Annotated in this window: 13 protein-coding genes; 5 read left to right on the plus strand and 8 right to left on the minus strand. The window is 70.5% G+C overall.

Going from position 1 to position 13477, the window contains the following annotated elements; all coding sequences use genetic code 11:
* The first annotated feature begins 18 nt into the window (after positions 1 to 18).
* Positions 19 to 843: a trehalose-phosphatase gene (gene otsB / locus KBX46_RS17550; RefSeq protein WP_210793257.1), complete on the plus strand. Its 825-nt coding sequence runs from the start codon at positions 19 to 21 to the stop codon at positions 841 to 843.
* A 35-nt stretch (positions 844 to 878) separates the two neighbouring features.
* Here the strand turns inward: otsB and KBX46_RS17555 are convergent, their stop codons facing one another.
* From KBX46_RS17555 to KBX46_RS17570, 4 genes are all read right to left on the minus strand, one after another.
* A complete protein-coding gene (locus KBX46_RS17555) occupies positions 879 to 1649 on the minus strand; it encodes an isoprenyl transferase (RefSeq protein ID WP_088946206.1) in 771 nt (256 codons plus the stop codon).
* Positions 1650 to 1680: 31 nt separating this feature from the next.
* The gene (locus KBX46_RS17560; protein ID WP_210793258.1) at positions 1681 to 2823 is read right to left on the minus strand and encodes an NAD(P)/FAD-dependent oxidoreductase; all 1143 of its coding nucleotides are present in this window, start codon (positions 2821 to 2823) and stop codon (positions 1681 to 1683) included.
* A 558-nt stretch (positions 2824 to 3381) separates the two neighbouring features.
* On the minus strand, positions 3382 to 4239 hold the full coding sequence (locus KBX46_RS17565) for a hypothetical protein (RefSeq protein ID WP_210793259.1): 858 nt from the start codon (positions 4237 to 4239) through the stop codon (positions 3382 to 3384).
* A 37-nt stretch (positions 4240 to 4276) separates the two neighbouring features.
* Positions 4277 to 6121 (minus strand): phosphoenolpyruvate carboxykinase (GTP), encoded by a 1845-nt coding sequence (locus tag KBX46_RS17570; RefSeq protein WP_088946203.1) that lies wholly within the window; start codon positions 6119 to 6121, stop codon positions 4277 to 4279.
* A 438-nt stretch (positions 6122 to 6559) separates the two neighbouring features.
* Here KBX46_RS17570 and KBX46_RS33305 point away from each other — a divergent pair, with 438 nt between their 5' ends.
* The 3 genes from KBX46_RS33305 (at position 6560) to KBX46_RS17585 (ending at position 8640) form a co-directional block, all read left to right on the plus strand.
* Complete coding sequence (locus tag KBX46_RS33305; protein WP_210793291.1) at positions 6560 to 7096, plus strand: GtrA family protein; 537 nt, start codon at positions 6560 to 6562, stop codon at positions 7094 to 7096.
* Between the two features lie 63 nt (positions 7097 to 7159).
* Positions 7160 to 7864: a GtrA family protein gene (locus KBX46_RS17580; RefSeq protein WP_210793292.1), complete on the plus strand. Its 705-nt coding sequence runs from the start codon at positions 7160 to 7162 to the stop codon at positions 7862 to 7864.
* Positions 7861 to 8640, plus strand: a complete 780-nt coding sequence (locus KBX46_RS17585; RefSeq protein ID WP_210793260.1) for a MaoC/PaaZ C-terminal domain-containing protein — start codon at positions 7861 to 7863, stop codon at positions 8638 to 8640. The genes KBX46_RS17580 and KBX46_RS17585 overlap by 4 nt, the downstream gene beginning before the upstream one ends.
* A 45-nt stretch (positions 8641 to 8685) precedes the next feature.
* Here the strand turns inward: KBX46_RS17585 and KBX46_RS17590 are convergent, their stop codons facing one another.
* Both KBX46_RS17590 and KBX46_RS17595 read right to left on the minus strand, forming a co-directional pair.
* On the minus strand, positions 8686 to 9258 hold the full coding sequence (locus KBX46_RS17590) for a PH domain-containing protein (protein WP_088946200.1): 573 nt from the start codon (positions 9256 to 9258) through the stop codon (positions 8686 to 8688).
* 174 nt (positions 9259 to 9432) lie between these two features.
* Positions 9433 to 10308 carry a biotin--[acetyl-CoA-carboxylase] ligase gene (locus KBX46_RS17595; protein ID WP_210793261.1) on the minus strand — a complete coding sequence of 292 codons (876 nt, stop codon included), beginning with the start codon at positions 10306 to 10308 and terminating at the stop codon, positions 9433 to 9435.
* A gap of 84 nt (positions 10309 to 10392) precedes the next feature.
* On the opposite strand from KBX46_RS17595, the gene KBX46_RS17600 reads away from it, so the two are divergent.
* Positions 10393 to 11976, plus strand: a complete 1584-nt coding sequence (locus KBX46_RS17600) for an acyl-CoA carboxylase subunit beta (protein ID WP_210793262.1) — start codon at positions 10393 to 10395, stop codon at positions 11974 to 11976.
* A gap of 126 nt (positions 11977 to 12102) precedes the next feature.
* Here KBX46_RS17600 and KBX46_RS17605 read toward each other — a convergent pair whose 3' ends face one another.
* Both KBX46_RS17605 and KBX46_RS17610 read right to left on the minus strand, forming a co-directional pair.
* The gene (locus KBX46_RS17605; RefSeq protein ID WP_210793263.1) at positions 12103 to 12957 is read right to left on the minus strand and encodes a hypothetical protein; all 855 of its coding nucleotides are present in this window, start codon (positions 12955 to 12957) and stop codon (positions 12103 to 12105) included.
* On the minus strand, positions 12950 to 13450 hold the full coding sequence (locus KBX46_RS17610) for a SigE family RNA polymerase sigma factor (RefSeq protein ID WP_210793264.1): 501 nt from the start codon (positions 13448 to 13450) through the stop codon (positions 12950 to 12952). The genes KBX46_RS17605 and KBX46_RS17610 overlap by 8 nt, the downstream gene beginning before the upstream one ends.
* Positions 13451 to 13477 lie beyond the last annotated feature (27 nt).

Consider the following 13477-nt stretch of genomic DNA (forward strand, 5'->3'; position numbering starts at 1 on the left):
CGGGGTACGCTGACGCGCGTGCCGCCGTTGAATCTGGGCAATCAGCAGCCGAGAACCCCGTTGAACGCCGACCAGGCCTGGCGGATCACCGCCAGCCGGGCGGCCGGGACCGTGCTCTTCTTCGACTTCGACGGCACGCTCGCGCCCGTCGACGACGATCCGACCGCGGTGCGCCCGGCGCCCAAGGTGCTGGCCGCGATCGAGGCGTTGGCCCCGATCGTGCAGCGGGTCGCGATCGTGTCCGCCCGGCCCGTCGAGTTCCTCCGGGACCAGCTCGGCGGGCTCACCGGCGTGGACCTTTACGGCCTCTACGGGCTGGAGCACAGCCACTGCGGCGGGGAAACCGTCACCGAGCCGGCCGCGCTGCCCTGGGTGCCGACCATGCAGGAGCTGGCCGACCAGGCCCGGGCGGAGCTGCCGCCCGGCACGCTGGTCGAGTACAAGCGGCTCTCCGTGGCGTTGCACTGGCGTACCGCCCCGCAGCTCGGCTCCACGGTGCAGCAGTGGGGGCAGGCGCAGGCCGACCGGCTGGGGCTGCGGGTGCAGGCCGGGCGGATGGTGCTGGAGCTCAAGCCCCCGGTCGACCGGGACAAGGGCATGGTGATCGGCGAGGCGATCAAGGGTGCGACCGGCGCCTGGTACTTCGGCGACGACGTCTCGGACATCAAGGCCTTCGCGGCGCTGCGCACCCGCGCCGCGGCCGACCCGCACTTCGTCGGCGTCTGCGTGGCTGTGGCCAACCCGGAGACCGGTCAGGAGGTGGCGAACGCCGCCGACCTGACGATCGAGTCCCCGGCTGCGCTGGGTGACTTCCTCACCCGGGCACTGACCCACCTGCCCTGACCGGTCGGGGCGGCGACAGCTCTGTCGCCGCCCGTTCAGACGCCGTAGCGGCGTTGTCTGGTGGCGTACGAGCGCAGGGCCCGCAGGAAGTCGATGTGCCGGAAATCCGGCCAGTTGAGCTCGCAGAAGTAGAACTCCGAGTGCGCGGACTGCCAGAGCATGAAGCCGGACAGCCGCTGCTCGCCGCTCGTGCGGATGACCAGGTCGGGGTCGGGCTGGCCACGGGTGTAGAGGTGCTCGGCGATGTGCTCGACGTCCAGCACCTCGGCCAGTTCCTCCAGCGTGCCGCCGGTGGCCGCGTGCTCCAGCAGCAGCGAGCGGACCGCGTCGGTGATTTCCCGGCGACCGCCATACCCCACCGCGATGTTGACCTCCGCACCGCCGGTGCGCTCACGGGTGCGCTCCTCGGCGCCCTTGAGCGCCGCCGCGGTCTGCGCCGGCAGCAGATCGAGAGCCCCGACGATGCGCAGCCGCCAGGGGTTGCCCTCCTCCGCCAACTCCACCGCCAGGTCCTCAATGATCTTGAGGAGTGGGTCCAGCTCACTCGCCGGACGGCGCAGGTTGTCGGTGGCCAGCAGATAGAGGGTGACGTGGCCGACGCCGGCCTGGTCACACCAGCCGAGCACATGCTTGATCTTCGCCGCGCCGACCCGGTGCCCGTCGTTCGGGTCGACGAAGCCCATTTCCTTCGCCCAACGGCGGTTGCCGTCGCACATCACCCCGACGTGTCGGGGCACCGGCTTACCCGCGAGCTTCGCCGTGAGCCGGCGCTCGTAGACGGAGTAGATAAGGTTCCGCAGCGTCATCACCTAGCAGCGTAGCGACCCTTCGACCAGATCACTGCCTCGGAGCCCCATCCCCGCCGGGCAGACTGATCCCGATCATTGCCAGCGTGCGGGCCGTGAGGCGTCCGTCACCCAGCCCCAGTTCGACCACGTCGTAGAACACCCGGTCGTCCCGGCGGGCAGCCCGGACCGCCGCATCCACCACCCGACGCCGCCGGGCCAACCACGCCGCGACCGAGCTGTGTCGCAGGTGGGTGCCGAGGCGGCGGCGCAACCCGTGGGCGTAGCGCTGGGCAGCCGTCTCCGGCGCCTGGGCCGCTGCCTCCCCGGCCAGCGCACCGGAGAGCAGCGCGTAGAAGATGCCCTCCCCGGTGAACGGATTGATCAGCGACATCGCGTCCCCGGCCAGCAGCGTGCGCCCCTGACCCGGTGACGGCCGGTGGGTGGAGAGTGGCAGGTGATGGGCGCGCAACGCGGTCACCGTCGCCAGGTCGGTGCCGGGCAGCAGCGCGGCCAGCCGGTCCAGCAGGTACGCCCGGCTCAACGGCTCACCGCGCAGCACCTCCCCGTACCCGACGTTGGCCCGCCCGTCACCGATCGGAAACGACCAGGCGTACGCCGGCCAGCGGGCTTTCGAGGTGACGATGAGCTGTTCGGACGGGCCGGGCAGCGCCGGAGCGTACCCCCGGATGGCCAGCGCCAGGTGCCGGTCGGGATTCTGCGGGTGGCCGAGCGCCCGACGGACCACCGACCCGGCGCCGTCCGCGCCCACCACCACCCGGCCGGACAACTCGCCGTCGAGCACCACCCGGTCGGCGCGCGCTTCGACCTGGCGCACGGTGTGCCGGCGCAACTGGGCGCCGGCCGCCACTGCGGCCGCCACCAGACGCGCGTCGAAGACCTTCCGAGGCACTGTGTACGCGGGTCGGGGCAGCGCCCGGGCCACGGCGCCGCCGCCCGGCGCGATCATCCGCAGCGCGGGCAGCGGCGCGTAGCCCTCCACCGCCTCGGTCACCCCCAGCTCGGCGAGCACGTCCACCGAATGCGCGGCGATCCCGTCGCCACACGCCTTGTCCCGGGGAAAGTCGGCCCGGTCCAGCAGCAGCACACTGGCACCAGCCCGTCGCGCCGTCAGCGCGGCGGCCGCCCCGGCCGGCCCCGCTCCCACCACCACCACGTCGAACTCGTCGCTCACCGCGCCTCCCTCCGACCAACGCGGTGCGGCCGTGCCTGTCCCCGCACCGCCCCGACGATCCACCCGCGCCGCCCACGCCGACCGTTGTGACCGGCGCCACCCGCCATCCTGCCCTCTGTCCGCTCGTGCGGGCCGCACCCGCACGGCGCTGACTTCCTGCCGTGAGGAACGCGAACGCCGCCAGCGGCAGGCGCGAGCAGTCCAGACGTGGCCAGAAGAGGCCGCTCATGCCGGGAGGCATGAGCGGCCTCTTCGGAGGCGGGCCCATCTGTCCAACAGCCTGTAGACCTGCCCCGAATGTGGGGCATCGGGCAGGGCCCTGGGCGCTGCCCCGCATCCAGGGCATCGGGCAGTGCCCTTGGCGGCGTGGATACGGACGCGGGAGCGGGAGCGGGCACAGGCGCAGGAGCGGGCACAGGCGCAGGAGCGGGCACAGGCGCGGAGGGCGGCGCGACTTCAGCGCGGGTCGCCCCATATCTGGGGCAGCTCTACAGCGGCTGTCACTACCTGGTCAGAGCTGAGAGATGGCGGCCAGCCGGGCGCGGGACGGCGCCGCCGTCAGGCCGGCGCGACGTCGTCCGCGCGGGAAGCGCGGCGCAAACCGTAGAGGGTCAGCCCAGCCGCGGCGAGCAGTGGGCCGCCGTCGCGGACCAGGCCGTCCACGCCCAACAGCCACCAGCACAGCGGCAGGTCCACCGCGAGTACGGCCACAGTGACGACGACCAGCAGCCCACGCGCCCAGTCCTTGCCCCGCATCAGGAACGCGGTGCAGAACAGCACCGCGTAGCTGGCGGCGATGCCGGCGCCGAACCAGAGCAGCACGGCCGGCACCGCGGTCAGCCGCCCGTCCAGGATGGAACCCCCGGCCACCAGGGCCGGCACCAGCATCAGCGGGCTGTAGGTGAACGCCGCCACCCGGCTGGTCAGCAGCCAGGCGCTGGCCTGCGGCCGGCGTGGAGGGGTCTCCCGCCAGGAGATGCCGGCCCGGTCGATGACGAGGCGTGGACGGTGCCGGACCAGGTGCCCGGCCAACGCCGACGAGCGGTAGAGCAGCCAGACCACTGCGGCACAGAGCGCTGTGAGGATCGCGAAGCCGAGCAGGCCGGGCAGCGGCGGCACCCCCTGCCGAGGCACGATGAGCCGGCCGACGGCGAAGATCGTGGTGACCGCGAGGATCAGCCCGAACGGGCGGGCGACCGTCCGGCCCTTCCGGACGTGCCCGATCAACAGCAGGAAACCGAACGAGCGCAGCATGGCCCAGCCGGTCCGTACGGCCAGCCCGAAACCCTGCTCCGGGGCGTACCACCAGTTGAGCAGCTCGACCACGACGGTGGCCGCCGCTGTCGTCGCGAGCAGGATGGTGAGCACCCGGACGGCGGACGGCCGCCGGACCTGGGTCTCGGCGGCCGTCCTCATGGGATCCGATGTTGCCCGCAGGGGGCGGTCTTCACACCTACCGCTGCGGCTGTGCGGCGTCGAGGCGGGCGCGCAGCGCGTCCAGCTCGGCCCAGAGCACGCCCGGCAGCTTGTCACCGAACTTCTCGAACCACTCGGTGATCATCGGCAGCTCGTTGCGCCACTCGTCCGGGTCGACCTTCAGGGCGATCCGAACGTCCTCCGGGGTCATGTCCAGGCCCTCGACGTCCAGCGCGTCGGGTGCGGGAACCATGCCCACCGGCGTCTCGACCGCGTCGGCCGTGCCCTCGATCCGCTCGACGACCCACTTGAGCACCCGGGAGTTCTCCCCGAAGCCCGGCCAGAGGAACGAACCCTCCGGGTCCTTACGGAACCAGTTGACGTAGTAGATCTTCGGCAGCTTCGCCTCGTCGCCGTCGGTGCCCTTGCCCATCTCGATCCAGTGCCGGAAGTAGTCCCCGGCGTTGTAGCCGATGAACGGCAGCATCGCCATCGGGTCCCGCCGGACCACGCCAACGGCGCCGGACGCGGCAGCGGTGGTCTCCGAGGAGAGCGTGGCACCCATGTAGACGCCGTGCACCCAGTCGCGGGCCTCGGTCACCAGCGGGATGGTGTCCTTGCGGCGGCCACCGAAGAGGATCGCGTCGATCGGCACGCCGTTCGGGTCGAAGTACTCGTCGGCGAGGATCGGGCACTGGGTGATCGGGGTGCAGAAACGGCTGTTCGCGTGCGAGGAGAGGCCCTCGCTCTCCGGCGTCCAGTCGTTGCCCTTCCAGTCGATCAGGTGCGCTGGCGGCTCCCCCATGCCCTCCCACCAGACGTCACCGTCGTCGGTGAGGCCGACGTTGGTGAAGACGGAGTTGCCCCGGTCCAGGGTGCGCATGGCATTGGCGTTGGTCTTCCAGTCGGTGCCGGGCGCGACACCGAACAGCCCGTACTCCGGGTTGACCGCGTAGAGGCGGCCGTCCGGGCCGAACCGCATCCAGGCGATGTCGTCGCCGATCGTCTCGACCTTCCAACCCGGGATGGTCGGCTCGACCATGGCCAGGTTGGTCTTGCCGCAGGCCGAGGGGAACGCCCCAGCGATGTGGTAGGTCTTGCCCTCCGGCGAAGTGATCTTGAGGATCAGCATGTGCTCGGCGAGCCAGCCCTCGTCCCGACCCATCACGCTCGCGATCCGCAGCGAGTAGCACTTCTTGCCGAGCAGCGAGTTGCCGCCGTAACCCGAGCCGTACGACCAGATCTCCCGGGTCTCCGGGAAGTGCGAGATGTACTTCGTCTCGTTGCACGGCCAGGCGACGTCCTGCTGGCCGGGCGCGAGCGGGGCGCCGATCGAGTGCAGCGCGTGCACGAAGTCCGCGTCGTCACCCATCGCCTCGAGAACCCGGGCGCCCATCCGCGTCATGATCCGCATCGAGGCGACCACGTACGGGCTGTCGGTGATCTCGACGCCGAACATCGGGGACTCGGCCTCGACCGGGCCCATGACGAACGGGATGACGTACATCGTCCGACCACGCATCGAGCCGCGGTAGAGATCGGTCATCGTCCGCTTCATCTCCGGCGGCGACATCCAGTTGTTCGTGGGGCCGGCGTCCGCCTCGTCGACGGAGCAGATGTAGGTGCGCTCCTCGACCCGGGCGACGTCCGTCGGATCGGTACGCGCGTAGAACGAGTTGGGCTTCTTCTCCGGGTTCAGCCGGATGAGCGTTCCGGCCTCGACCAGCTCGTCGGTGAGGCGGCGCCACTCGTCGTCGGACCCGTCCACCCAGACCACACGATCGGGGGTGGTCAGTTCCGCGACCTCACGGACCCAGGCGAGCAGTTTCGGATGGGACGTCGGGGCCTGATCAATACCCCGCACAACAGCCGGAGCAACCATGACACATCTCCTTGTGGTCGACGCTGACCGATCTATGGGATGCACGAGACTCAGCGGCGCGATGCGTCGCCTTCGTGGAAACCTGGGATTGGCCTCAGCGTAAACCGGGCAGCCTTCCGAGTCAGTGGGACTGGTTGTGAAGAACTGCACAAGGTACGGCCACGCTGCGGCATCACGAGCTGATACCCGCTTTCCCGCGCAGTTTCACGCAAATCTTGTTGTGCACCCCGGCGGACGCTTGTTGCGGTCGGACCGTGACCTGCCCCGCCGACCGGTGCGTGGATTCCCGTTCCGGGGCGCGTCAGTCCTCCCAATTGGTTACGCTGCGTTCAACGGTTTCGCACAGGGTGATGGGCTCCTTCGAGCGACCACGCCTGCTCGCCGTTGCTACCCCTCTGACTGGTCGGCAACCGGTAGGCTCCCTCCGTGGCCGCCACGATGACCGGGGAGCAACCGGGACCCCGGCAGACCCGACAGGGTCTGGTCGGCAAACTGCTGGACCGCTTCGGCCACCTCGTCCGCGAGATGAGCAAGTTCGCCACAGTGGGCGGGATCGCCTTCATCATCGACTTCGCGCTCTTCAACTACCTGACGAGCAGTCGCGGCGTCGAGGAGTTGACGGCGAAGACCATCTCCACCGTGATCGCGGCCTCCGTCGCCTTCATCGGCAACCGGTTCTGGACGTGGCGACACCGTCAACGCAACAACCCGGCCCGTGAGTACGCGCTGTTCTTCCTGTTCAACGCGGTCGGCCTCGGCATCGCGGTGGCCTGCCTCGCGCTCAGCCGGTACGGGCTCGGCAGCATCTGGCCGTCCGTGTTCCAGACGCGTCTGGCCGACAACGTGGCCAGCTACATCGTCGGCACGGGACTCGGCACGCTGTTCCGATTCTGGTCGTACCGGCGGTTCGTCTTCATCGAAGCGGGAACCCCGACTCTTCCGCAGGTGAAGCCCGAGCGTGACCACCGAGCGTGACCTGCCGCCCACCTCGTTCGGCCGGTGATCACCGGCCGCACCAACTGCCCTAAGGTGTTTCGCATGCGTCTTGTCCGTCTGCTGCCTGAGCGCTGGCAGAAGTTCATCCACGAGGCGCTCAAGTTCGGCATCGTCGGCGGCATCAACACTGTCATCAATTACGCGGTGTTCAATGCCCTTGCACTGACTGTTTTCGTCAATGGCCAGCTGAAGGCGACCGTGATCGCGACCATCGTCGCCACGATCACGTCGTACCTGATGAATCGGCACTGGACGTACCGGGATCGCCCGAAATCGGCACTTCGCCGGGAATACCTCCTTTTCTTCCTATTCAACGGTGCCGGCCTGCTCATTGAGCTTGGTGCCGTGGCCGCGGCCAAGTACGGCCTCGGCGTACACGGCCTCCTGGCACTGAACGTGGCCAAGACCGTCGGTGTCCTGCTGGCCACGCTGTTCCGGTTCTGGTCCTACCGAACCTTCGTCTTCCAACCCGTCGCACCAGTCGAGAAGGAGACGAAGCCCGACTCCACCTGGCACGGCATCCCGCGCGACGAGTGGGACACCATGGCGGAGATGGACCCGGTCGCTGAGCTCGCCGAGTCCGTGTCCGAGCTGGAGGAAGCGGAGTCCGTGCAACGCGGTGACCTACCGCCCGGCGCACCCACCCAGGGTTGGGCCACGCGGCCGGGCGTCAGCCCCGCCGCCGACCTGGACGCGGAACTCGCCGCGGAACTGCACGCCGGCACCCGCCGCTCGCCCCGCCGGTGACGACACCCGCCACGCGCTCCGGCACCGGGCAACCCGCCGAGCTGTTCTTCGAGGATCTCGTCCCGGGGCTCACCGTCGATCTCGGCGTGGTAACCGTGGACGGCGACGAGATGGTCGCCTTCGCCCGCCGCTTCGACCCGCAGTGGTACCACGTCGATACCGACCTGGCCGGGGAAAGCCGGCACGGTGGGTTGATCGCGAGTGGCTTCTACACGGTCAGCCTGTTCATGCGCGCGTACGTCGACCACCTGCTGTCCCGGGCTGCTGCGGACGCCTCCCCCGGTCTGGAGGAGCTGCGCTGGCTCGCTCCGGTGCGCGCCGGGGACCGACTCGCCGTCCGCGTCGACGTGATGGGCGCCAGGCCGTCCACCGCCCGCTCAGGGCTGGGCACCGTCAGCCTCACCGGCACCATGCTCCGCCTCGGCCCGGACGACCGGCCCGAGCAGGAGGTGCTGCGGACCCGCTTCCGTGGCTGGTTCGCCGCCCGACCGACCGAAGCCGAACCAGCCGGCCCGGCCGAACCAGCCGGTCCGGCCGAACCAGCGGGCCCGGCGGAACCGGCCGAACCAGCGGGCCCGGCCGACCCACCCGAGGCGGATCTGTCCGAGGCTGACCGGCCCGACCACGGCCCGACCGGCGCCGACCAGCCCGCGAGCGACCCAGCCGAGAGCGACCCAGCCGAGAGCGACCCAGCCGAGACCAGGCCGGCCGAGACCAGCCCGGACCGGCCCGAACAGCCCGAAGGCGGCCCGGCGAAGGCCGAACCACACGACTGACCCGCCCCGACTCCGGCCAGGGCGGGCCTCAGTCGGCGCGGACGATCAGGTCGTGGTGTCGCGCAGCGGCTTTCCCTCGCGCATGTCGGCGAGGATGTCGCGCATCTCCCCGTCACCCAGCGAGTGCTTGTCGTGCTGTGCCTCGACCAGCTCGTACAGGGTGGTCTGCACCCGACCGACCCCCGGCACGTCGGCGAGCACCGACTGGCCGCGCTCGCCGGCCGACTCGATCGTCAGCGTGCCGCAGCCGAGCAGCCGCTCGAAGAAGTGCTGGTTCATCGAGTGGTCGTTGATCCGGGTGAGTGGGAGGTCCCGCCGGTCCCGGGAGAAGACACCCTGCTGGAGCAGCACGCGCTCGTTGGTGAACAGGTAGTGGGTGGTCCGCCAGACCAGGAACGGCCACAGACCGAGCCAGAGCACCGCGACCAGGGCGATCACCCCGATCACGGCGATCGCGATCGACCCGCCGCTGCTCTCGGGCAGCAGGAGCACGCCGACCACCACCGCGGCGATGGCCAGCACCAGCACCACGATCGGCCGGATCAGTGCCTTCCAGTGCGGATGCAGGTGCAGCACGACGTGCTCGTCCTTGGTGAGCACGTCTTCTGGAAACGCCACGGGGAACCTCCAACGCCTTCTTCTCGACGCGCAGACGGTAAACCCCCCAGGGCCCACCACAACATCCGCCACGCGGCCCCACCCCGCTCTTCCCGATCATGCACGTCGGGCCGCCGCCCTGCGGCTCTCGCCCGTCGCGCGTGGGCGGCAACCGCAAGATCGCGAGAGGGTGGATCAGCGCAGGTGGAGGACGTCTCCAGCGGCCAGGGTGCGGGTGGCCGTCGGGGTGGCCACCTGAAGCTGGCCGTCCCGGTCCACCCCGGTGGCGGTGCCGGTCAGAACCTCCCCGTCGGGGAGCAGGACGCGCACCTCACGACCAACCGTTCCGCACGCCGCCAGGTAGGCATCACGCAGGCCGCTGGCCACCGCGTCGCCGCCCGCCGAACGCCAACGGTCGTACCACTCGGCCACCGCGCGCAGCAGGGCCCGCAGCAGCGGGTCCCGGTCGGTTGCCACCGCGCCGGCCAGCTGCAGCGAGGTGGCCGGCAACCCAGTCGGGTTGACCGGCAGCTCGTCGGCGCGCAGCGTCACGTTCAGCCCGATGCCGAGCACGATCGCCGGCGGTTCGTCGGGCGAACGACCCGGCACGACCTCGGCCAACACGCCCGCACACTTCGCGCCGTCGATCAGCAGGTCGTTGGGCCACTTCAGGGAGGCCTCCAGCTCGGCCAACCGGGCCACCGCCTCCACCAGCGCCACCCCGGCCAGCAACGGCAGCCACCCGTACCCCGTGGGTGTCACCGGCAGCCAGCCGCGGTCCGGCACGGCCTCGCCGGGTCGTAGCAGCACGCTGGTGGCGATGCCGGCGCGCGCAGGCGACTGCCAGACCCGACCGCGCCGGCCGCGCCCGGCGGTCTGCTGTTCGGCGACCACGACCAGGCCCTCGGGCTCGCCGGCCCGGGCGGCCTCGGCCACGTCGGCGTTGGTGGAGCCGGTCTCGGCGCGCAGCTCCAGCCGGGCCCACGGCCCGTTCGGCGCGATCAACGCGCGGCTCAGCCGGGCCGCCGACAGCGGCGGGCGGTCCAGATTGGTGTACGGGGAGCCCGACATTCCGCCAGCCTACGACGGTCGCCACGGCGGCACTGAGGCGTACTGCACAGCGGCACCGACCTGAACCATCGTTATATTCCCTGGGTGACTACCGAGACCGGGACCAACATCCACAGCACTGCCGGCAAGCTGGCGGACCTGGAGCGCCGGGTCGACGAGGCGGTGCACGCCGGGTCGGCCCGCGCGGTCGAGAAGCAGCACGCGCGCGGCAAGAAGACCGCCCGCGAGCGAATCGAGATGCTGCTCGACGAGGGCTCCTTCGTCGAACTCGACGAGTTGGCCCGGCACCGGTCCACGGCCTTCGGGCTGGAGAAGAACCGCCCGTACGGCGACGGTGTGGTCACCGGCTACGGCACGGTGGACGGCCGGCAGGTGTGCGTCTTCGCCCAAGACTTCACGGTCTTCGGCGGCTCGCTCGGCGAGGTCTTCGGCCAGAAGATCGTCAAGGTGATGGACCTCGCCATGAAGATCGGCTGCCCGGTGGTCGGCATCAACGACTCCGGTGGCGCGCGCATCCAGGAGGGCGTGGTCTCGCTCGGCCTCTACGGTGAGATCTTCTTCCGCAACGTGCGGGCCTCCGGCGTCATCCCGCAGATCTCTCTGGTGATGGGGCCCTGCGCCGGCGGCGCCGTCTACTCCCCGGCGGTCACCGACTTCACCGTGATGGTCGACCAGACCTCGCACATGTTCATCACCGGCCCCGACGTGATCAAGACGGTGACCGGCGAGGACGTCGGCATGGAGGAGCTGGGCGGGGCACGCACGCACAACTCCCGCAGCGGCAACGCGCACTACCTCGCCAGCGACGAGGAGGACGCGGTCGACTACGTCAAGGCACTGCTGTCGTACCTGCCGTCGAACAACCTCGACGAGCCGGTGGTCCTCGAGGCTCCCGCCGACCTGACCGTCAGCGACGAGGACCGGACCCTGGACACCCTGATCCCGGACTCGGCCAACCAGCCGTACGACATACACACGGTGATCGAGCACGTCCTCGACGACGGGGAGTTCCTGGAGGTCCAGCCGCTCTACGCGCAGAACATCGTGGTCGGCTACGGCCGGGTCGAGGGACGGCCGGTGGGCGTGGTGGCCAACCAGCCGATGCACTTCGCCGGCACCCTGGACATCGCCGCCTCGGAGAAGGCCGCCCGGTTCGTCCGCACCTGCGACGCGTTCAACATTCCGGTGCTGACCTTCGTGGACGTGCCCGGCTTCCTGCCCGGCACCGGCCAGGAGTGGGACGGCATCATCCGCCGGGGCGCCAAGCTCATCTACGCGTACGCCGAGGCGACCGTCCCCAAGGTCACCGTGATCACCCGCAAGGCGTACGGCGGGGCGTACGACGTGATGGGTTCCAAGCACCTCGGCGCGGACCTGAACTTCGCGTGGCCGACCGCCCAGATCGCCGTGATGGGCGCGCAGGGCGCGGTGAACATCCTCTACCGCTCCGAACTGGCCGGCGCCGACGACCCGGCGGCGGTCCGGGCCGAGAAGATCGCCGAGTACGAGGACACTCTGGCCAACCCGTACGTGGCGGCCGAGCGCGGGTACATCGACTCGGTGATCCCCCCGCACGAGACGCGCACCCAGATCGTCCGGGCGTTGCGCATCCTGCGCACCAAGCGGGAGACCCTGCCTCCCAAGAAGCACGGCAACATCCCGCTCTGAGCCTTGTGACGGCCCCTGCGGCCCCTGATCGCGCCTGATCCGCGCAACTTCAGCGTTGTTGCTGCCTCCGGGCGGCGGGAGGCAGCAACAACCCTGATGTTGTGCGGATCATCGCCGCGGCCGGGGTCAGCAGGGCGGGTTGGCGGCGAGGCACATCCGGCGGGCGGCGACCTCGGCCAGGCGGCGAAGCTCTGGCTCGGTGCCGGTCTGCCCCACACCGAGCACTGTGATCAGGTCACCCACCCGGACCACTGCGGTGCTGGTCGGCCGAGGCAGGTCGCCAATCGGCTTGCCGGTCTGCTGATCGCGGGGCTGCGAGACGTCGTGACGCAGCAGCACAGCCCCGTCGCCGGCGAAGTCCCGCTGGGTCACCGTCCAGCGGTGCACCGCCTCGGCGGTGCCACTAGCCTCCCCCACCTGGTACGGCCCGACGCTCCGGTACTCCCTGCATGGGGCGGTCAGTTCGTCCAGACTGCTGAGAAGCTGGGCGGCCCCGTCCGGAGTCAGCCGGAAGAGATCCTGCGTGACGAGACCGTCGTTCTCGGTCATGGCCCTCGGGGCGTTCTTTTGCACCAGGGTCTGCGACCGGGACAGCAGTGACACCTGCACGCCATCCGGGTACCCCTGATCCGTCCGGCAGTAAGTGAGCAGCTGATCCAGCCGGATCGACTCCCGCAGTCCTGATTCGCTGAGCTGCACGTCGACCGGCTGCGGCAGGTCGGTCGGCTGGAGCAGGGCGTCGGTGGTGATCTCGTGCCGGGTCGGCGCGGCGGAGGCGGCCGGGTGCACCGGTGGCGGGGACGTCCTCGGCGCGGCGACCGCCACGGCGGAAACCCCGGCGAGGGCCAGCACGACGGTGGACACCACGATCCTGCGCTGGCTGCGGTGACGGGCTCGGGCGCGGATCTCCTGCGGCTCCGGCCAGCGCACGTCGAGCAGGTCCCGCCGGACGTGTTCGACGAAGGTCGGTTCGTCACGCATCGGTGGCCTCCTCCAGGTCAGAGACAGCGAGCAGACCGGCGAGCGCGGCGCGCCCCCGGGAGAGTCGAGCCTTGACCGTGCCCACCGGGGCCGCGGTCTCCCGTGCCACCTCGGCGACCGGCATGCCAACCAGGTAGTACAGGGCGATGGCGACGCGTTGCTCCTCGGGTAGCAGACGCAGCGCGGCGACCACCTCGACGGTGTCGGTGCCCGGGCCGGGAACGGTCTCGACGGCCCCGTGTCGCAGGTACGCGCGAGCACGACTGCGCAGGCTGCGCCACCGGCTGACCGCGATGCGGCTGGCCACGACCCGCACCCACGCCTCCGGTTCGTCGTACCGGCTCACCGTCGACCAACGCTGCCACGCCCTGATGTACGCCTCCTGCACGGCGTCCTGCGCCTCGCCCCGGTCGCCGGTGAGGGCATAGACGAACCCGAGCAGCCGTTGACGGCTCCCCCGGTAGAACTCGTCGAACCCGTCGACGTCCGGCACCCGCTACCTCCCCGTGTCGCTCGCAGG

This window comes from Micromonospora sp. C81 (assembly GCF_018070425.1).
In the GTDB taxonomy this organism is placed as follows: domain Bacteria; phylum Actinomycetota; class Actinomycetes; order Mycobacteriales; family Micromonosporaceae; genus Micromonospora; species Micromonospora zamorensis.

Coding starts and splice junctions, on each gene's coding strand:
- KBX46_RS17595 (WP_210793261.1), bottom strand. CDS start 10,308: ATGTCGGGCTCCCCGTACACCAATCTGGACCGCCCGCCGCTGTCGGCG.
- KBX46_RS17580 (WP_210793292.1), top strand. CDS start 7,160: ATGCGTCTTGTCCGTCTGCTGCCTGAGCGCTGGCAGAAGTTCATCCAC.
- KBX46_RS33305 (WP_210793291.1), top strand. CDS start 6,560: ATGACCGGGGAGCAACCGGGACCCCGGCAGACCCGACAGGGTCTGGTC.
- KBX46_RS17570 (WP_088946203.1), bottom strand. CDS start 6,121: ATGGTTGCTCCGGCTGTTGTGCGGGGTATTGATCAGGCCCCGACGTCC.
- KBX46_RS17605 (WP_210793263.1), bottom strand. CDS start 12,957: ATGCGTGACGAACCGACCTTCGTCGAACACGTCCGGCGGGACCTGCTC.
- KBX46_RS17555 (WP_088946206.1), bottom strand. CDS start 1,649: ATGACGCTGCGGAACCTTATCTACTCCGTCTACGAGCGCCGGCTCACG.
- KBX46_RS17565 (WP_210793259.1), bottom strand. CDS start 4,239: ATGAGGACGGCCGCCGAGACCCAGGTCCGGCGGCCGTCCGCCGTCCGG.